The organism is Streptomyces sp. NPDC007095 (assembly GCF_040634475.1).
GTDB lineage: Bacteria > Actinomycetota > Actinomycetes > Streptomycetales > Streptomycetaceae > Streptomyces.
In genome coordinates this window covers 1-18491 of record NZ_JBEYFS010000148.1, presented here as the reverse complement: position 1 = coordinate 18491, position 18491 = coordinate 1, and the positions used below count along the sequence as shown (strand labels likewise).

Genomic DNA, 18491 nt, shown 5'->3' with positions numbered 1-18491 from the left:
CTGACGTGGCGTGATGAGCCTCACTGCAAATATGAGGCACCCCTCGGGTACCGTGGTGGAGCCGAACGTGAGGCACCCCTCCGGATGACCTTGCGGCAAGCCGACTGACCCGGGATTTCCGGATCTCGGTTCACATGGAAGCGGCGGCCGCCGGCTCGGCGAAACCGCGGCAGTCTCGCAAGGGAAATGACCATGAACAGCATGACCAGGCGCGTCTCGATCGCACTCGCCTCCACGGCACTGGCCGGCGGAGCCCTTCTCGGAGCCGGCGGCTCGGCGTCGGCAGCCACGACTTCGGTGCCCGTGCAGCACACGCAGCACGTGTCCGCCACCTCCGCGACCAGCAGCGAGCAAGTCGGCCGCCACACGGACGACGGCCGCCGCGACGACCACCGTGGGCAGGACACTGTGCGCTACGTACGGGCTGCGGACCACGAGGGCGAAGCGGCCTCGTGGCGCGGCGTCAGCGCCGCCCGCTGGTACGAGGGCCAGGTCGACGAAGCGGCCTCGTGGCGCGGCGTCAGCGCCGCCCGCTGGTACGAGGACCAGGTCGACGAAGCGGCCTCGTGGCACGGTGTCAGCGCCGCCCGCTGGTACCAGGACCAGGTCGTGTGGTCCCTGAACCACAGCTGACGCGGCCCGAGCCGCCCCACTCCGGAACGCCGGCGCCTGCCCACACAGCAACACGGCCGCACCCCCGGCCGACCAGGATCCCGGATCGTGCGCCCCCACGGCGGTCCGCACCCGCATTGAGACGAACGCCGCACGCAAGGCGAAGGCACTCTGGCCCTCAGCGACCGCCACGCCGACCACGGCCAGGCCCGCACCGACACATGAACCTCGTCGACCGCTTCCCTTGCCGATGGCTTCCCCACACGCCGGTCCCTGCCTTTGAGACCGACGGGCCCGGTCAGGTGTGAGCTGTGGCGGCGTCGTCGTTCAGGGCGGGACGTCGTTATCGCTCACCGCCGTCGCCCCCTCCGCGGGAACGTGCACTGTCGACGTCACCATGACCACCGCCACCGGCACACCGCGGGGCCCTGCGCCACCAGCACACACAGCTGAGGGGCAGGACACGGGAGGCGACCTCACGGCCAACGGAGTCCTGCCTGCACGCTCGATCCTCGACTGCCCGGCCCAGGCTGCCCGGCTTCCCGCTCGGCCCAGGAGACGCACACCGAACGCGAACCATCCCTGCTCACCGGCCAGGACCATGGATCTGGCCGGTAGCCGGCGGGCTTTCGACGTCATACGGCGCGAAGAGGAGACCGGTATGTCTCCCCGCTTCCGTGAGTGCTGCGCTCGGGCCGCGAGGACACCTGACACGACCGGACCCAGGGCGCTACCAGATCAGGCACCAGTAGTTGCCGGCCTGCCCGGTGCCGACCGACGTGAGGCCCTTTGGAAGCAGCGCCGGGTCCGGTTTGCCGACGGCCGCCAGCGAACAGGCAGGATCGCCGACCACTCCAGCGGCGGCCATGCGCTGAGCAGCGGCCGTCGCCGCCGTGCTCGTGTACCACTGTGTCGGCGTCGGCGTCGGCGTCGGCGGCTGTGACGGAGGCGGAGGCGGCACGGGCGGCGGGGGCGGCACGGGTGGCGTGGACTTGGGCGTAGGTGGCGTTGGTGCGGGCTTCGGTGTTGTCGTCGGCGACTTGGGCGCAGAAGGCCGTATCGGTGTGGGCCTGGGCGGGGGCGGCGCGGTCAGCGTCGGTATGGACGTCGCTGTTGCTGTTGTCGGTGGTTTGGGTGCTGGAGGCTGCGTGGGCGTGAGCAGGGACGGTACGGGCGGTTTTGGCGTGGGCTTCGGCACTGCTGTCGCCGACGGTTTGGGCGCGGGGAGCTGTGTTGCCGGTGGCTTCGGTTTCGGCCCGGACGAGGGGGCCGTCGCCGTCTGGTGGTGCGTCGGCTGAGGCCGGTTGATCGAGGGTGCCGATTGCCGGGGACGAGCCGTCGCTGTCGGCTTGGGCCTCGGTGTGCGTGTCGACGTGGGCCGTGTTATGTGCGACGGCGTGGGCCGAGGGGCTTCATGGTCGGGGGTCACTATCGCCCAAATGCCGACGCCGATGCCACCGGCGACCAGCACGGCGGCACCGCTCGCGATCCACGGGGCTCGACGGGGTGAGCGTCGGTGCCGGTTCATGTTCTTACTGTCTGCAAGAGGTGGCGGTGGCGCCACTTGGGTCAGTGGCTTCGGGTTTTCCAGCTGATGCAGGGACACGGCCGCGAGAGCCGGTTGTCGCGATGAGCCGGTTGGGCCGTTGGGGTGGCACGGGAGGCACTGGAGCTTGCTGCACGAGAGAATCTCGAGAGGGCGGGCCGGGGCTAGCCTAGGGCTGCGTGAGTAATGCAGGCGGGCGCTGGTCGCACGTGCACGGCGTGACGCCGAATTCCGCAGCCCGTTGTCAGTGGCAGCCACTAGCGTGGAATCGGCCGCTGCACGACGGCCTGACTCCGAGCCGCATCCCCGCCCACGCCGGGAGCTGGCGACCGAGGACAAGGGGAAACTCGCGTGCTGCATCTGCCTGTCCGTGGTTACGACGCCCACGGTGGGGATGCGTGGGATCTCCACCGACGAGGGGGCTTCCGTGACAGATGACAAGCGGTTCAAGCAGGCTGCCCGCCGACTCGCAGCCGAAGAGGGCATCTCCTACACCGCCGCCCGCCGCCCGCCGCCCGCCGGCGCCTGCTGGACGCTGAGCCGTCGGAGCCGGACGCGGTCCGCCACGGGTGGGAGGAGATCACTGTGGACGCGCTGTCCGCCGTCGTCGCGGAACCCGGCGCGGTGCCGGTGCGGGTGATCTGGTCGGACCAGACGCCCCCGGAGAACTACGCCGGGGGCCGCTGGGGGGTGGCCGAGCCCGCAGCCGACGGCTATGTGATCCGCGAGGTGATCTACCAGCAGACCGCCACAGCCGCCGTGGGCAAGGGTGCCCGGGTGCCCGTGCCGCACCGTACGGCCGACGGCCGGGTGGAGGTGGCGGCCCTGTGGCCGCTGGTGTGGCACCCGAAGGGCGAGCCTTTCTGGCGGTGGGCGCACAACGGGTGGTCCGTCGAGCGGCCCGGCGACTACCCCGAGGGGTTCGACCCCGTGTGCCCGAGCCCCGAATTGCCGTACGAGGTGCGGGTCTACGACGTCCCGGACGGGATCGTCGGCGAGGACCACTCGGGCGGCTCCCCGAGCTGGTGGACCACGGCATGGTGCACCAGCCTCGACAGCGCGCGGGAGTTGGCCGACGCCTTGGTCGCCCACCGGCTGGGGGAGCCCCGACGCCCGGCCGGCGGCGACTGCGGGCTTCTGCGGGCCGAGGTGTGGGAGCACCTCACCCACGATCTGGCCAGCATGCCGAGCCGGGTCCACCAGGTCGACGCTGCCCCGGACCGTCCGGTCGTGCCGCGGCTGCCGTTCGACACGTGGCCGCCCGGGCGGCCGGAGTCGGCGCCACCCACACGCGAACCTGTCTGGTACCCCAAGGAACAGCATCCTCCGCACTACGAGCTGAAGGTGTGGAGCGCGCACGCCGGGTGGAAGTCACTTGCCTGGTTCACCGGCGGCCGCACGCCGGTGAGCGTCACCGCCACTCTGCTGCGCATTGGCACCGGTGGCCCGTACGCGTTCGCCGAGACCTGAGGTCCGCGACACCCGGACGCCTGGGCGCACGACTGGACCCAGCAAGGCCGGTCCCTGACCGACCGCCACCCCGACGAGCCGTACGCGGAGTCCTCCGCCCGTCTCGACGCCCAACGGTGGGCGAAGGAGGACTGGCTCGTCGCTGCACTCTCCGAGCGCAGCCGGGGCGTGCTCACCGCGGAGCAGGTCGCCGAACGTCTCCAGGCTGGCGGCCAACGGTATCGGGACTTCCTCACCATCGGTTCCGCCGCCATCGCCAGGGCCCTCAACGGCGCACGCCGGGATGAGGAGGGCGCCGGGCGGTTGCGGCTGCGGGAGGCGCTGGACGCGCTGGAGGACCGGCATGAGGTGCCCGACTGGGTGGTCGAGCTCACCCGCGCCCGCCTCGATGACGACCTGGGGGCGCGCGCCACGGGCGCAGAACGGGCCTACGTGCGACGGGCGTTGGCGGAATACCTTGCCCCGCGCGCGGAGACCGACGGCGTACCCGACCTCTCTGAAGCCTGACGCACCCCTCTCGGCCGAACGCCCCGGGACTCGCCGGCGTGGGCCCGGACGTTCGGCCGTCTGCTAGCTGCTCCGTGGTGCCCGAGCGATCGGGCAGCGGGTATGACGCCCGCCGTGTGCGCCTTTGGCCATCGGGTCCGGGCCTGGTCGCCGAGCGGTAGGGTGCGGGGCAGTGGCCGACGCATCGGCCCAAGCCCGCGCCCCGGCCCATGACTGGGGCGCATCTCGGCGAAGGTGCCCGCGGACCCCACATGAGGATCTGGTCTGTGCAGCATCAGTGCGGGGTGTATGCCAACTTCCGACGGCTGCATGGTCGTTGAGCCTTCCGCATGCTGCTCTTCGTCGCGCGCATCGGGTCATGGGGCCGGGCGCGGGAAAAGCGAGAGCCGTATGACCAATAGCCACGGCCGTAAGAGTCGGGCGAGAAGCAGAAGCCGCCGTCAGGGCGCCGCCTACACGGCCGCCAACGCGGGAACCCTCCATGTACATGCCAGCGGCCGGTCGGCCACGGACCTCCAGTCGGCCGATCCCGGCCGGTGGGGGGTAGAGGCCGCGCCGGACCTGCGGACCGCGGCCGCGCTGATCGGCGCAAGCATCGAGCGGTGCGCACCGTGCCGGCAGTCCTTGACGGCGAAGCTCATCGAGGAGGACCCGATCGTGCTCGCGGTGACGGCCGGGTCCGTTTACAGCCTGCACGCGGCCCGCGAGCCGGACGCGGGAGGTCTGGCCGCCAAGCCCACCCAGGTGTTCTTCCTCCTAGTCCAGCAGGCCCGTGCTCACGGGGGAGACGTCCGGATGCTGCGGGCGGGAGTCGAGCGGATGCCCGTGGCCGACCGTGCAGTGCTCCTGGACGACGCGCTGGACTTGTGGACCTTCTACGGCCGGCAGCACCCCGGCCCGGCGGCCCGGCCGGACACGGCCACGGCCGTCCCCGGTGATGAAAGCAGTGTCATCCGCGCCGCCGCGGGCCGCCCCGAAGCGGGGGCCGACTCTGCGGAGCAGCCTCGCCGTGACGGGGACGCGGCGGGCCACCTCAGTGCCTCCGCTGTCCGTACGGGACCGCTGCCACGTCACCGTCCGTCCGTAACCCGCCACCCCAGCAAGGAGGACCGGCTCCGTATGAGTGAGAACACCGAGGACATCGTTGGGCATGCGGAGAGCGCGGCCCGCTCCCTCGCCGAGTTCGTCACCGAACTCCAGTACCGGGGGACCGGGATCGAGTACCCGGTGGAGGCCTCCCGCATCTACCGCGATCTCACCCGCGCCGCAGGCGAGATGACGACAGCCCTCACTCTGCTCAGGACCTCCGTGGAAGGCCTCCGGGATCAGGACCCCCTGATGACCGACTACCGGGGTGAGCTGCTGGGCGAGGTGCTCCAGCGCTACACCGACTCGTCCCTCGCGGCGGAGCAACTCACAAACGTGCTGGGCAAGGCCTTCCCCGTCACCGAGCACCCGCACCCGGCGTACAAGGAGGTGCCGGGTGGCGAGCAGAGGCCGGCAGCCGCAGCCCGCTCCCTTGCCGAGCTCGTCACCGACCTCAAGTACCGGGGGATCGAGTACCCGCTGGAGGCCTACCGCATTTACAGCTTCCTCACCCGCGTGGCGGGGGAGATGAGGGCGGCTCTGACCTTGCTCAGGACCTCCGTGGAAGGCCTTCGAGACAGGGAACTCCTGAGGGACGAGACGCTCGGCGAAGCGATCCAGCGGTACACCGGCGCATCCGTCACGGCGGAGCAACTCGCGGGAGTGCTGGGCAGGGCCTACTCCGCCGTCGGGCACCTCGCATACAAGGAGGCGCCCAGCGGACAGGAGTCGGCAGTGTGCGGCTGAGTCTGTCTGTTCGGCGGGTGTGCGTTCGTCTGCGGACGCGGTGAGTCAAGGCCGGGGCCGGTTGGTGGCCCCGGCCTTGGTCATGTTGGCCGGCCGTGCGAGGCTGCCGCCGGTGAACACCCAAGCCGTCAATCCACACCGAACAGCTCACAAGTGAGTGTGATTGGCTTAGGTGATGTGTGACTTTGACTCATTCAATGAGTGGATCGTGGTATTCTGAAGCGGAGTTGAGTACCGGGAGAGTGAGTGAGTCAGTCACCACAGGCAGAGCACAGCGTGAACGCGAGCGACGCCCGCAGGGACCTGTATGCCCTGGTCAAGCGTGCCGAGGGCGACGGGGTCACGACGCTGATCCACAAGCGGGAGGACCGTGCTCTGCTCGCCCCGCTCGACCGGTTCCCAGCAGTGCGGAAAGCCGACGCCTTCCCCTCCTGGGTACTGAGCGCGGCGCAGAAGGAGTTCGGCGACCTGATCTCGCGGGCGGCTCAAGGCCAACCGCAGGTGCTCCGCAGGAACACCACGCCCGTCGCGGTCCTGCTGCCCGTCGACAGCCCGATCAGCAGCACCCCATCCGACACGGCCGCGCACCACGCGGCAACCGCAGGAGGCGCGGTGACCAGCCAACCCACTCCAAGCCGTGAGCACGGACGCCGGCTCGCCACCCTCGGCGATGCCATCGGCGACGTGCTCTCCTCCGGACCTGCCCCCGGCCTCTCGTTCGGGCTCGCAGGCCTGGACCAAGCAACCGGCGGCCTGCACCCCGGCCGGCTGGTCCTGGTAGCGGCCGAACCTCAGGTCGGTGGCAGCCTGATCGGCCTCGCAGCAGCCCGGCACACCGCGCTCACCCGCAACGCCCGCGTCCTGTACGCGGCATCGGGTCCCAACAGTGCGGACATCACTCGCCGCATCATCGCCGCCGAGGCCGACGGCGACTACGCCCGCCTCAAGACCGGTGTCCTCACCCCGCACGAGCAGGACGTCGTCGAACGGCTCCGCCACGCCCCGCTGCTCATCGACGACGGCAGCGACCTGACCGCGGAGGCCATCGCGGACACGGCACCGCTCGCGGACAACCTGGCGCTGGTGGTCGTGGACCGGCTGCAGCGGGCCCGCAACCCGCGTCTGCCGCTGTCCGGCGAACACCTCCCGGAAGCAAGCCAGATCCTGCGTGAGCTGGCCCGCACCCAGCACGTACCAGTCCTCGCGGTCCTGGACACCGACGACCCGGCCATCGTGAACCTGCTGGACGCAGACGTCATCCTCACCCTCACCACGGCCCCAGGCCAACAGGTGACGACCGTGACCGTCGCGGAACGCGATCTGGGCATCATCGGCAGCACGAGCCTGCGCCCCGACCTCGCCCACGCTCGCTTCCTCGACACCATCCCCGTCGCCCCCGCTCAGGCGGCCAGCACTCCCGCGGCCGCCGACACTGTCCCGGACACGCTGGGCAGCGCCGCCGACCGTGAACTGGCCGACGCCGCCCTCCCGTTCACCTCAGGTGCCGTCAAGGGGCTGCCCGCGGAGGCGACCCGCCTGCTCGCGGCCCTGCGCACCGCACTCGCCAACGGCCAGGTGAAGGACCTCGATGAACTCCACGCCCCGGTGCAAGCCATGGCCGCGGCCGGACTGCCCCTGCCCGAGGGCGACGCGGGCCGCCGTCTCGCTGCCGCGCTGCACGCCTACAACGCGCCCGCCGGCGCCACCGTTCAGGCTTCCACCGAAGCCTCGGTACAGGGTGCCGCGGACAACCGACTCGCCCCTGACGACGGCGAGGAGGCCCTGCGCGACGACGATGACGGCCTGGTCCCGGGCGACGAAGAGGAGGAGCCGGAGGGAGCGGTCTTCCCCGCCCTGAAGATCCTCAAGGACGCGGTGAAGCGTTCGAAGATGCACCCGATCCCGGTCATCCGTACCGAGGAACGGGAAGACGGCCCGTGGCCGCTGATCAGTGAGGACATGGACGGCGAGCCCGGCTGGGTCCACCCCGACGTCACCAGCACCCGGGTCGCGCACGTCCGGGACAACGGCAAGCGCGTGAGGCGCGACCAGCTCGATGTGCCCGCCTCCTTCGGCGACGGCGTGCTGTGCCTGATCGACCGCAACGGCAGTTACCCCTCCGCCTGCTCGGCCGTCCCGCTCGCCCCGAACAAGCTCCTGCACACCGGCCCCCTCGACGCCTTCGACAAGACCCAGGCCGGGATCTACCAGATCGACATTCCGGAATGGGACTACCCGGGCATGCCGCACCCGCTCGGACGGCTCGTCGACCGGCCCGACGACCAGGGCCGCGTGTGGGTGACCACCCCGCACATCAAGCAGCTCGAACGCCTGCACCGCGACGGCCACCTCGCCGCGTCCGTGACCATCCACGACTCGTGGACGGGTAAGGCCAACGAGTCGCTGTTCAAGCCGTTCTACACCGCGGCCCGCGAGGCCCGCACGGAGCTCGTCCAGGCCGGCGGCGAGCCGTACAAGAACTACAAGACCCGCCTGTCGATCGCGCTGCGCCTGCTGTGGCCCAAGCGGCAAGAGCAGCGCTCCCCGTTCTGGCGGCCGGACTGGCGCATGAGCATGGTCGCCGAAGCATCCGTCCGCCACTGGACCGTCGCCTTCAAGGCCGTCCAGGAAGGCCACACCCTCATCGCCCTGCGCAACGTCGACGCCGCCATCTTCTGGACACCCCCCGGCACGCCGCCCGCCACGTACCGGATCGGGACCGGCTTCGGCGAAGTCAAGGCCAAGTTCATCCAGCCCGGCGAGTTCATCCCCGAAGGTGACGACTGATGGCCGGACCCACAGGCCGCGGCAACTCCCTCGGCGCCGCACTGGGCGACCTCCTGCGCGCCCAGGTCACCCCCCGCCACCGACTGTCCTCCTACAGCGCCAAGCACTGGCACGCCCAGCTCAGCCAGCTCACCGCAACCCATCGCGGATACGAGGCACTGGATGCCGCCGGCCTCGACGTCAGGATCGACACCCTGATCAAGTGGCTGTCGGATCCCGAGTACAACGTCCGCCGCAGCTACCGCGACCTCATCCACACCGCCTACGAGAACGTCGCCATCGTCCCAGCCGACCCCATCCCCGACCACGTCAAGAACGGCCAGTTCGAGATCAGCGGCCTCGTCAAAACCGGCAACGACGAACGCGAACGGGGCACCCGCCGCGCCGCACCGTTGCGCATCGACGGGCGGCGCGGGGACTGGGGCGAGATCGAGACGCTGTGGCTGGCCGGCGACCTGCGTGATGACGACTTCGAGGACCGGTTCATCGAAGACGTCATCGTGGCCGACATCGGCGAAGGCACCGACGGCTGGGAGTTCAGCGGAAGCTTGTACTCGGTCGAGCTCAGGTGATGACACGCAGCCCGAAAGTCGTCTGCTACTGCTCGGGGATCGCCGTCGAGGCCACGGGCGAGACGGGTGCCACGGGAAGGTCGGGCGGGTGTGGGCAGACCACTTCGGCGACCAGGTCGAAGGTGCCCGCGGTGAGGACGGCGTAGACCACCTCGTCTTGCCGGGATGGCTGCTTGCGTGACGGACGTGGCGGCCGCAGGGCCGCGGCGACCGCTCAGAGGTGGACGTCCAGGAACTCCCGTACCTCGGTGATGGTCATAGGCCCCGTGCCGTGCGCCACCGCCTCTCCCTCCTTCAGCAGGACGTAGGACGGGGCTCTGGTGATCCCGTATCGCTTGGTTGCGGACGGACAGCGCGTCATGTCGGTGCGGACGGCCGTCAGGCGGCCCGTGTACTGGTCTGCGATGTCACCCACGACGAGGTCCATCGCCCGGCAGGGCTCGATTGCCTTGGGCCATGTCCCGGTGAAGTATGCGAGGACCGGGATTCGGCTCATCCCGAGGATGAAGTCGAACTCCGCGTCCTCACGGGGTTGGTGAACCCGCTTCGCCATGGAAGCTCCTGACCTCGCGTTCCGTCATTCCATCCCCATCTTCCCCCGCGCGGAGAACGCGGTGACGGGCCTGCCCAGCGGTACGCCCAACGCGCTGCTCTTCAACGGCATCTCGGCGTAGACGGCCGTTACCGGACCGCCCCCGCCCTCGTGATGTCGTACATCAGCCGGAGGAATCCGGCGCCGCGCCATCCGCGCGGCCAGCCCCGAGGGATCTTCGCGGGCTCGGCAGCGCTGCGGGGTGGGCTCCGAGGACTCCGCGGGCTCGCAACTCGCCGAGGTCGGGCAGACGGACGCCGGGCAGTGCGTCGAGAAGGTCGGCCTGGGCGGCGCGGATGTTCTGCGCGGGAGCCTCGGGGCCGGTGCCAAGAGTGCGGCGGGCGGTCACGGTGATCATCGTAAGGGAGGCCCCTGGCCGGAGGATACCGGGAAACCTGGCGCCGCATAGTGGGCACGTCGCCAGGCTCACCTGATCAACGCGCCGTCTGGCAGGTGGTCACGGCCCCGTCGACCCCGCCGGGGATCGGCACGGCCGAGGCCCCACCCGGCGGCGGCCCAGTCGGGGTCATCGCCGGAGCGGAAGGCCCGCTCGGTGGCCTGCCCCGGATCGTCGAAGACCAGGCTGAGGCAACCTTCGTCTGGCCTATGGGACGGTGCCCTCAGCGATGCCTCTAGCTAGGTGCCGTGGGAAAGGGGCGGGGGTGGTCGCGGGCAGCGGGATTTCGTCCAGCCTCATCCCGTGCGGTGTGGCCGGGCCGGGCAGCACGAAGCGGATGTCGCGATTGTCGTCGATCTCTTGTGGGGCGTCACCGATAGCCCGCAAGAGAGCTCGCAGCCGCGGGTAGGGTGCCTGGCGGGCACGGCCGATGACTTCGGGCATGCGCAGGGGCTCGAGCACCAGCGAGGCGAGGTTGACGCCGGTGCGGTAGTGCCGGTGGGCGTTCTGGAGGATCCAGGGTTGGCCGTCGATGACATCGCGGGTGCTGAGATGCGAAAGCCTGTACGTCATCACGATGTCACCGCGTTGCACGGCCAGACGGGTTCCGGGCGGCAGGAGTTGCCCGGGCTCGAGGCTTGTGGTGGAGGCGACGGAGCGTCCGACCAGTGGGCCCCCGCCCTGTTCTCGGACCTTGGCGAACTGCTCCACGGTGGCGTCGACGTGACGGCCGGAGTCGGGCAGGAGCAGGATGCAGTGTCCGTTGAAGACTGTGCCGTCTTCGTTCCAGGACGGTTCTGGAGTGCCGTGCAGGACACCGTCGCCGTTCGCCTCACGGACCGTGAGATCAGCCAGTGCGAGTTCCGTGCGGATCCCGAGTTGCCCGTAGGCGTACTTCAGGGTGAGGCAGCTGTCCACGCAGATGTTGGCCGGCGCCCCGCTCTCTTGCGCGATTCCGGCCCACAGGTTCGGCAGCAGCAGTTCCACCAGTGCGTCGGGTGGCGCTTGCTCCAGGATGCGCGCGGCCACCGCCATGTCTCCCCGCATTGCATACGCCCCAGCGGGAGGACCTGAGAAGGGTAAGGAGGTTCGAGCGGCGGGTTCCGGCCTGCGCCGGACGACACGCTGCTGCGGCTTGCGTTGCTTCCTGCCCCGTGACTTGGCCATACGGGGAGCCTAGGGACGTCCTGTGGCCCGCAACAGAGCGCGAAATCCGCCACCCTCGGCGCGTGCGCACCCCGTCAGGCGTGACGACCGCCTCCTCAAGCGGACCTCACGCCGACCACCTGACCGCGCAGGTCCTAGCCCTAGCTAGAGCGTGCCTCTTTGATGGGCTGGTCAGCTGATCGGATGTGTCCGTCCAGTTAGTGATCACTGATGTGATGTGGGATCGGATCAAGCCGCTCATGCCGGCTGATCCGGTCCGTGGTCGGAACGAGTACGGCGAGCAGGACTGACGGGCCGTGGGTGGTTCTCGCGGGGCCGATAGGGCACGCGGCCTTCGCACCGTCCGTTCAGTGTGCCCTGGCTGGGCAAGGCGGCTTGACAAGGCTGATTCCACAGAAGATGCCGATGCCGGCACTCGTACGCCGACAGCGTTTCTCCTGGAGGGGCGTCGGCGTGAGTGGGTTGTGTGCGCTATGCGGAGCCGTTCGGGAGCAGGAGTCGGGTGAGCCAGTCGGTGCGGGTTCGGCGGGCTGTGGCCGAGATGTTTGCCTGCGGGTACAGGGCGTCGAAGCCGTGGAAGCCGCCTGCCCAGACGTGGAGTTCGGCCTGGCCGCCGGCCGCCCAGATGCGGGTGGCGTAGTCGGTGTCCTCGTCGCGGAAGACTTCGGCGGAGCCGGTGTCGATGTAGGTGGTCGGCAGGCCCGAGAGGTCCTCTGCCCGGGCGGGCGAGACGTACGCGGACACCTCGTCGTCGGTGAGGTCGCCGAGAACGGCTCGCCATCCGAACTCGTTCATCTCGCCGGTCCAGACACCGGGCACGCCGGAGTACTGGCGGCTGGAGGTGGTGGTGTTGCGGTGGTCGAGCATGGGACAGACCAGCACCTGTGCGGCGATCGCCGGGGCGCCGAGGTCGCGTGCCAGCAGGGTGAGGCCGGCAGCGAGGCCGCCACCGGCGCTGGCGCCGGCGACGATGATCCGGGTGGGGTCGATGCCCAGTTCTTCGGAGTGTTCGGCGGTCCAGAGCAGACCTTGGTAGCAGTCGTCGACGAGGGCGGTGCCGGTGGCTTCCGGTGCGAGCCGGTAGTCCACGGAGACGACGACCGCGCCGAACTCGTCGAGCCATTCCAGCGGGATGTCGATCTGGGAGAAGCGGTCGCCCATGACCATCCCGCCACCGTGGATCCAGTAGACGCATGGGGCGGCCGTGTTGTGATCGGTGTTCGCGGGGCTGAAGACTGACAGGCGGATCTGGGCGCCGTCCTTGGCCGGCACGCTGATCTCGCGCCTGTCGACCTGCCGGTGTGCCAGGAGCGAGTCGACGGGCGCCGAGGGGAGCTGGCGCAGCTGCGCGAGAACTTCCGGGGTGAGCTGGGACATGAGGGGCATGCCGGTCAGCAGCTCGCGCAGTTCGGGGTCCAGAGCGGGACGTGCCGTGGTCATGGTTGTGGGCCTTTCGTGGTGTGGTGCGGGACGGACGAAGACGGGGCGTCTGGGCAGGTGGCCGGGTGGCGGGTCGGCGGATCGGTCCGGGGGCTCAGAAGGCGGTCTTGCCGAGGACCGGGACGTAGTCGGTGTACTCGGACTCCTTGGCCAGCAGCCCGGCGATCTGCGCCACGATGGCCTGGGCGGCCCCGTCGGCAAAGATCCGGTGGTGGTCCTCCTCGCTGGTCCAGCCCTCGGTGACATGGATGACGTCGGGGTCGGACGCGGAACGGGAGACGAGGTAGACGACGCAGTGTTCGCTCGCGCCGGGGCTGCCTTCGTTCAGGCCGGTCAGTAGCAGGTCGACCAGCCGGCTGCCCATCCCGGGCTTGGCGGTCAGGGTGGCGTTGAAGCCGTAGTTGGCAAGCATGATTTTCTCCTTCGTAGTGATGGAGTGAGCTGATCCCATTAAATGCTCCTGACCTGCTGAAACGTTAGACCGATGCTCGCGATCACTTGCACGATCCTCGCGGTTTCGGGAGCAGGATGGCGGAGGGGTGCTGCAATGGGCGTATGTCCCTAGAAGAGTTCCGAACCCTGCTGGACCGGCATGCCCGGCCCGACTGGACCACCGCCATCGACGGCGTCCTGATCTCGAAGGTCGACCGGCCGGATCCGCCGGCGCCCTCCATGTCCGGCACGGTGCTCGCCGTCATCGCCCAGGGCGCCAAGCGACTCGCGCTGGGCGAGAGGGTCTACGAGTACGGCCCCGGGCAGTACCTGGTCGCATCCGTCGACCTGCCCGTCACCGGGCAGTTCACCCAGGCCGACCCCGAGCAGCCGGCCCTCGGCTTCGGCCTCACCCTGGAACCGTCCGCTGTCGCCGAACTCCTGCTGCAGGCCGGTCCCGGCGACCTCCCCCGCACCGTCGGAGGCACGCCGTCGGGGATCGCCGTCAGCGACGCCCCGCCCGCCCTGCTCGACACGGTGGTTCGGCTGTTGCGCCTGCTCGACCAGCCCCGCGACCGGGCCGTACTGGCCCCGCTGGCCAAGCGCGAGATCCTGTGGCGTCTGATCACCAGCGATCAGGGTGCGACGGTTCGCCAGCTCGGCCTGGCCGACAGCGGCCTCAGCCATGTCTCCCGGGCCGTGCGCTGGATCCGCGAGCACTACGCGCAGCCCTTCCGGGTTGAGGACGTGGCGCGTATGTCGGGCATGAGCGTCTCCGCTTTCTACCGCAGTTTCCAGGCGGTGACGGCGATGAGCCCCATTCAGTTTCAGAAACAGATCCGCCTCCAGGAGGCCCGACTGCTGCTCGCCACCCACCCCGGAGACGTCACAGGGGTCGGGCACCGCGTCGGCTACGACAACCCGTCGCAGTTCAGCCGCGAGTACCGCCGCCAGTTCGGTGAACCCCCGAGCCGGGACGCGGCCCGCCTGCGGAACACCGTGCGCACCCCCGGGGGCATCCTGCCCTGAACGGAAGCGGAACATGGAAGAGGATCGTGCAAGTTAAGGAGAGAATAGTTCTACTATTTCTGCAGGTCGGAGCGATTTAATGGGATCAGCAGTTCTTCCGCCGAGTAGGAAAATGCCTGCACTTCGCGGATCCCACCACATCGCAAGGATCACAGCATGAAGACAGTTCTGATCACTGGTGCCTCATCCGGATACGGGCGGGAGACCGCCCTCTACTTCCACTCGCAGGGGTGGAACGTCATCGCCACGATGCGCACGCCGCGTGCGGGCGTCCTGCCCGAGTCGGACCGGCTCCGCGTCGTCGAGCTCGACGTGACCAAGCCCGAGACCATCACCGCCGCGTTCGAGGCAGCGGGGCCCATCGACGTCCTGGTCAACAACGCGGGCGTCCCGTCGATCGGCGTGTTCGAGGGCACCCCCATGGCTCGGGTGCGGGACGTCTTCGAGACCAACACGTTCGGCGTGATGGCAACAACGCAGGCCGTGCTCGCCCAGTTCCGCGAGCGGGGCTCTGGCGTGGTGGTCAACGTGACCTCCAGCGTGGTGCTGGGCCACATGCCACTCTCAGCCGTCTACAAGGCGAGCAAGATGGCCATCGAGGGGTTCACCGCATCCCTCTCGCTCGAACTCGCGCCCTTCGGCGTGCAGGCGAAGACGGTCGAGCCGGGTGCCTGCCTGACGACCAACTTCGCAGCCAATGCGACGAACGGCGCCTCGATGGACGAGCAGGTCCCGGCGCCCTACGCACCATGGGCGAAGAAGACCATGGACGCCTTCACGGGCCAGGACCTGTTCACCAAGGAGAGCGACGTCGCCGAGACGGTGTGGCGCGCCGTGCACGACACGACCGGCCAGCTGCGCTTCCCGGCCGGCCCCGACGCGGTCTGGCTCGCCCAGGCGAAGTGATCAACCAGCAGGCAAAGGGACACCGTACCGATGCCAACAGCCGGACACCAACTCGACCTGATCCGCGCCGAAGCCGCCCGCCGCGGCATCCGCCCCCACGTCCTGCTCGACTTCGTCCACGTCGCCGAGTACTGCTGGACGGCCGCGCACGCCTTCCACCCGCCCGGCAGCCGCGAGGCCGAAACCTGGGCCGCGGACAAACTCACCGCAATCCTCGCCGGACACGCCGACCGCGCTGCCACCGAGATGACCGCCCAGGCCGCAGCCGAACAGCTTCCCGCCGCCCGCCGCGAGGCAGTGATCACCTGCCACCGCTACCTCACCGGCCATCTCGACCAACTCCGCTACGACACCGCCCTCGCGGCCGGCTGGCCGATCGCCACCGGCGCCGTCGAAGGCGCCTGCCGCCACCTGATCGCTGACCGCCTCGACATCACCGGGGCCCGCTGGGGCCTCGACGGTGCCGAAGCCGTCCTCCAACTCCGCGCGCTGATCACGAATGGAGACTTCGAGAACTACTGGATCTTCCATGCCGCTCGCGAACATCAACGCCTCTACCCCAGCCCTGACCAGCAGGACTACAGCCTCACGGCTTGATCCCGACCGTCACTTCAGAGGATCCGCACCCAAGTACGATTACGAGCTGCGTATGGAATGCTGCCCGATCCAGCCGGTTGCGGCCACCACCTCCCGCGCGATGTCGATGACAGGACCCAGGCCCGTCATCACCCGCACCGTCCCTGCGGTGGCCCGCTGGTCCAGGAGCCGTCCTTTACGGACACTGCCTGTCAGCTCCTTTTCCAGCTCCGAGCCGAGTTCCCGGCCCACCAGCCGCTCGCGAGCGGTGGCGTCGGAGGCGGTGAGCAGGACCCGCGTCATCCGCACATTCGCCCCCATGGCGCGCTCAAACATGCCCGTCGCCTCAGGCAGCACACTCGCAGTGTTCGTGTAGATCAGACGACGGTAGCCGAGCCGGGCGAAGTTCTCCCATACGGCCGTCAGATTCCTCTCAGTGATCTCCGAACGGTGGGGGTCCGCCTCTGGTGCCGGATGCACCTGCCCCATGAAGTCGCCCTCGATGACCGCATGAGGGACCGCCGCAGCGCGCAGCAACGCCGAAACCTCCCACCCCACCGTCGTCTTGCCGACACCGGCCCGCCCGCCGATGAGTAGTACTTCCGCGTGATCCATGGCGGCAGCGTGCCAGTTGGTGACCGCCTCACGCGATCCCATATCGCCCCGCCCTCGGGGCCACACCCGACACCAAGATCGCGATCTACAGCTGGAGTACTAGGGCGTGTTTCAGAAGTGGATCAAGGTGGTGAGTGATAGCCGGTCGTGGTCCAGAGCTAAGATCACTGGCCTGACGCCGACCTGAGGAGGCGGGCGAATTGGCCGCCGTAGTGCTCGTTCACGGTCTGTATCACCGTCCCGAGCACTTCGCCATGGTGGCAGAACGCTTGCGGACCGCAGGAATCGAGGTTGTCGTTCCCGAGCTGCACCGGGGTTCATTGCCCGCTGACACAGCCGTGGTCCAGGCTGCCATCGACGCGCTGCAGGAGCCTCCGATTGTGCTCGGTCACTCCTACGGCGGGTCAGTGATCACCGGAGTGCGCGGAGCTGGACACTTGGTCTACCTGGCGGCCTTCGTGCTGGATGTCGGCGAGAGCGCGGCCGGTCTGGGTGGGGCGTCTCCGCAGCTCCAGGACGCGATCAACCCCGAGCCCGACGGCTCGACCAGTCTTCACCCCGACCGGGCTGTCGATACCCTCTACGGCGACTGTCCCGAACCTCTCGCCGCCTGGGCAGTTGGCCTGCTGCGTGCGCAAGCCCCCGGCTGCGGGCGAGGAGTCCCAGAGCGCCACAGCTGGAAGCACACTGCCTCCACCTACGTCGTCTGTGGACGGGACCGGGCTATCGACCCGGGCCTGCAGCGGAAGATGGCCTCGCGCTGCACCGACGTGCGCGAGTGGCAGACGGGCCACTCCCCATTCGTAGGACAGCCCGATCTCATCGTTGGACTTCTGCAGGAACTGCTCGCCACCGACACCCCGTGCAGGCGGGATGAAGGAGTCACAACCACTCGTTGATGGCTGCGATGAGGACGGTCGCCTCGTAGCGGACGGCGAGCTTGTCGTATCTCGTGGCGACCGCGCGGTGGCGCTTGAGGCGATTGATTCCGCACTCCACCGCGTGGCGCTCTTTGTAGTCGGCCTTGTCGAAGTTGGGCGGCCGGCCACCGTGGGAACCGCGCTTCTTGCGGTTGGCGATCTGGTCGCGCTTCTCCGGGATCGTGCAGCGGATACTGCGCTTGCGCAGGTAGGCGCGGTTCGCGCGGGAGCCGTAGGCCTTGTCGGCGCGAACCTTGTCCGGCCGGGTGCGCGGCCGGCCCGGCCCGAGCCGGGGCACCCGGATGCGGCCCAGGACCACCTGGAACTGCGGGGAGTCACCGCGCTGTCCGGCCGTGATCACCAGCGACATCGGCTTCTGGGTCTGCTCGACCGCCAGGTGGAGCTTGGTGGTCAGCCCGCCCCGGGAGCGTCCGAGCCCGTGGTCGTCGGGCTCGGTGAACACGCCACCGGGCGGCTCGATCTGCAGATCCCCTTTTTGCGGGCACCCGCCGCATGCTGGTGGGCGCGGGCGATGGTTGAGTCCACCGAGACGTCCCAGGTACTGACCTTGGCGTTATAGCGTCTGGGTGTCTGGGTCTTCGTCGGACCTGGTGACAGGGCCCGTCTTGGCTGGTAACCCGGAAGTATGCGGTATCCGGACGGGGGCGGGCTGACCGCCGAGCAGCGCAAACGCCGCGAAGAGGTACGTATGCGGGCCGCTGACCTCTTCGAGGAGGACGTAAAAGTCCCGTGCGTCGCCCGGGAGTTACGGGTGAGCGAGAAGTCGGTCTACCAGTGGCGCCGTGCCTGGGTGTTGGGCGGGCGGGAAGCGCTGCGTTCCCAGGGGCCCCCGGGCTGCGATTGCCGACTCGGCCCCGGCCTGCAGGCCAAGCTTGCCGTCTGGCTGGACGAGGGGCCGGCCGCGCACGGCTGGAGGGACGACCAGGTGTGGACCGCCGCAAGGGTGCGCACACTGATCGGGCGGAAGTTCCACCTCTCCTACAGCGTCTCCGGGGTGACCCGGCTGCTGCACCGTATGGGCTTCAGCGTGCAGATGCCCGCCCGGCCCGCCGCCGAACGGGACGAGGAC

General features: G+C 69.4%; 19 protein-coding genes and 2 pseudogenes. 12 read left to right on the top strand and 9 right to left on the bottom strand.

Annotated elements, in window-relative coordinates; genetic code table 11:
- The first annotated feature begins 192 nt into the window (after positions 1-192).
- Positions 193-633, top strand: a complete 441-nt coding sequence (locus ABZ656_RS38130) for a hypothetical protein (RefSeq protein WP_360274433.1) — start codon at positions 193-195, stop codon at positions 631-633.
- 709 nt (positions 634-1342) lie between these two features.
- Here the strand turns inward: ABZ656_RS38130 and ABZ656_RS38125 are convergent.
- Entirely contained in the window at positions 1343-1480 is a 138-nt protein-coding gene (locus tag ABZ656_RS38125; protein ID WP_179436262.1) for a hypothetical protein, read from the bottom strand.
- 1263 nt (positions 1481-2743) lie between these two features.
- Here ABZ656_RS38125 and ABZ656_RS38120 point away from each other — a divergent pair.
- From ABZ656_RS38120 to ABZ656_RS38100, 5 genes are all read left to right on the top strand, one after another.
- Positions 2744-3628, top strand: a complete 885-nt coding sequence (locus tag ABZ656_RS38120; protein WP_360274430.1) for a hypothetical protein — start codon at positions 2744-2746, stop codon at positions 3626-3628.
- Positions 3629-3796: 168 nt separating this feature from the next.
- Positions 3797-4135 (top strand): hypothetical protein, encoded by a 339-nt coding sequence (locus tag ABZ656_RS38115; RefSeq protein ID WP_360274427.1) that lies wholly within the window; start codon positions 3797-3799, stop codon positions 4133-4135.
- A 390-nt stretch (positions 4136-4525) separates the two neighbouring features.
- Positions 4526-5968 (top strand): hypothetical protein, encoded by a 1443-nt coding sequence (locus ABZ656_RS38110; RefSeq protein WP_360274424.1) that lies wholly within the window; start codon positions 4526-4528, stop codon positions 5966-5968.
- A gap of 246 nt (positions 5969-6214) precedes the next feature.
- A complete protein-coding gene (locus tag ABZ656_RS38105) occupies positions 6215-8755 on the top strand; it encodes a type II toxin-antitoxin system prevent-host-death family antitoxin (RefSeq protein WP_360274421.1) in 2541 nt (846 codons plus the stop codon).
- Positions 8755-9327, top strand: coding sequence for a hypothetical protein (locus tag ABZ656_RS38100; RefSeq protein WP_360274419.1), 573 nt, complete (start codon positions 8755-8757; stop codon positions 9325-9327). Before ABZ656_RS38105 ends, ABZ656_RS38100 begins: the two co-directional genes overlap by 1 nt.
- A 25-nt stretch (positions 9328-9352) precedes the next feature.
- Here the strand turns inward: ABZ656_RS38100 and ABZ656_RS38095 are convergent, their stop codons facing one another.
- Both ABZ656_RS38095 and ABZ656_RS38090 read right to left on the bottom strand, forming a co-directional pair.
- Positions 9353-9478 carry a hypothetical protein gene (locus ABZ656_RS38095; protein WP_360274416.1) on the bottom strand — a complete coding sequence of 42 codons (126 nt, stop codon included), beginning with the start codon at positions 9476-9478 and terminating at the stop codon, positions 9353-9355.
- A gap of 63 nt (positions 9479-9541) precedes the next feature.
- Positions 9542-9880: a thioredoxin domain-containing protein gene (locus ABZ656_RS38090; RefSeq protein ID WP_360274413.1), complete on the bottom strand. Its 339-nt coding sequence runs from the start codon at positions 9878-9880 to the stop codon at positions 9542-9544.
- Between ABZ656_RS38090 and ABZ656_RS38085 the strand changes: the two genes are divergently transcribed.
- A complete protein-coding gene (locus tag ABZ656_RS38085; RefSeq protein WP_360274410.1) occupies positions 9879-10001 on the top strand; it encodes a hypothetical protein in 123 nt (40 codons plus the stop codon). The genes ABZ656_RS38090 and ABZ656_RS38085 overlap by 2 nt on opposite strands.
- A 42-nt stretch (positions 10002-10043) precedes the next feature.
- On the opposite strand, the gene ABZ656_RS38080 is transcribed toward ABZ656_RS38085, so the two are convergent.
- The 4 genes from ABZ656_RS38080 to ABZ656_RS38065 form a co-directional block, all read right to left on the bottom strand.
- Positions 10044-10268, bottom strand: a complete 225-nt coding sequence (locus tag ABZ656_RS38080) for a hypothetical protein (protein ID WP_129592334.1) — start codon at positions 10266-10268, stop codon at positions 10044-10046.
- A 255-nt stretch (positions 10269-10523) separates the two neighbouring features.
- Entirely contained in the window at positions 10524-11345 is an 822-nt protein-coding gene (locus ABZ656_RS38075; RefSeq protein WP_360274407.1) for a hypothetical protein, read from the bottom strand.
- 609 nt (positions 11346-11954) lie between these two features.
- Positions 11955-12923, bottom strand: coding sequence for an alpha/beta hydrolase (locus ABZ656_RS38070; protein WP_360274404.1), 969 nt, complete (start codon positions 12921-12923; stop codon positions 11955-11957).
- 94 nt (positions 12924-13017) lie between these two features.
- The gene (locus tag ABZ656_RS38065) at positions 13018-13335 is read right to left on the bottom strand and encodes an antibiotic biosynthesis monooxygenase (RefSeq protein ID WP_101406394.1); all 318 of its coding nucleotides are present in this window, start codon (positions 13333-13335) and stop codon (positions 13018-13020) included.
- 143 nt (positions 13336-13478) lie between these two features.
- Here ABZ656_RS38065 and ABZ656_RS38060 point away from each other — a divergent pair, with 143 nt between their 5' ends.
- The 3 genes and pseudogenes from ABZ656_RS38060 to ABZ656_RS38050 all read left to right on the top strand — a co-directional run.
- Complete coding sequence (locus ABZ656_RS38060) at positions 13479-14384, top strand: AraC family transcriptional regulator (protein ID WP_360274401.1); 906 nt, start codon at positions 13479-13481, stop codon at positions 14382-14384.
- Positions 14385-14540: 156 nt separating this feature from the next.
- Entirely contained in the window at positions 14541-15290 is a 750-nt protein-coding gene (locus ABZ656_RS38055; RefSeq protein ID WP_101406392.1) for an SDR family oxidoreductase, read from the top strand.
- A gap of 45 nt (positions 15291-15335) precedes the next feature.
- Positions 15336-15887 (top strand): annotated as a pseudogene (locus ABZ656_RS38050) (ISKra4 family transposase); the annotation flags it as partial.
- A 39-nt stretch (positions 15888-15926) separates the two neighbouring features.
- Here ABZ656_RS38050 and ABZ656_RS38045 read toward each other — a convergent pair.
- Positions 15927-16481: a hypothetical protein gene (locus tag ABZ656_RS38045; RefSeq protein WP_360274398.1), complete on the bottom strand. Its 555-nt coding sequence runs from the start codon at positions 16479-16481 to the stop codon at positions 15927-15929.
- Positions 16482-16681: 200 nt separating this feature from the next.
- On the opposite strand from ABZ656_RS38045, the gene ABZ656_RS38040 reads away from it, so the two are divergent.
- The gene (locus ABZ656_RS38040; RefSeq protein WP_101406391.1) at positions 16682-17380 is read left to right on the top strand and encodes an alpha/beta hydrolase; all 699 of its coding nucleotides are present in this window, start codon (positions 16682-16684) and stop codon (positions 17378-17380) included.
- Positions 17381-17420: 40 nt separating this feature from the next.
- Here the strand turns inward: ABZ656_RS38040 and ABZ656_RS38035 are convergent.
- A pseudogene (locus tag ABZ656_RS38035) lies at positions 17421-17837 on the bottom strand (transposase); the annotation flags it as partial.
- A gap of 210 nt (positions 17838-18047) precedes the next feature.
- On the opposite strand from ABZ656_RS38035, the gene ABZ656_RS38030 reads away from it, so the two are divergent.
- Positions 18048-18491, top strand: a 444-nt coding sequence (locus tag ABZ656_RS38030; protein ID WP_360274395.1) for a winged helix-turn-helix domain-containing protein, incomplete at its 3' end; no start/stop codon positions are given.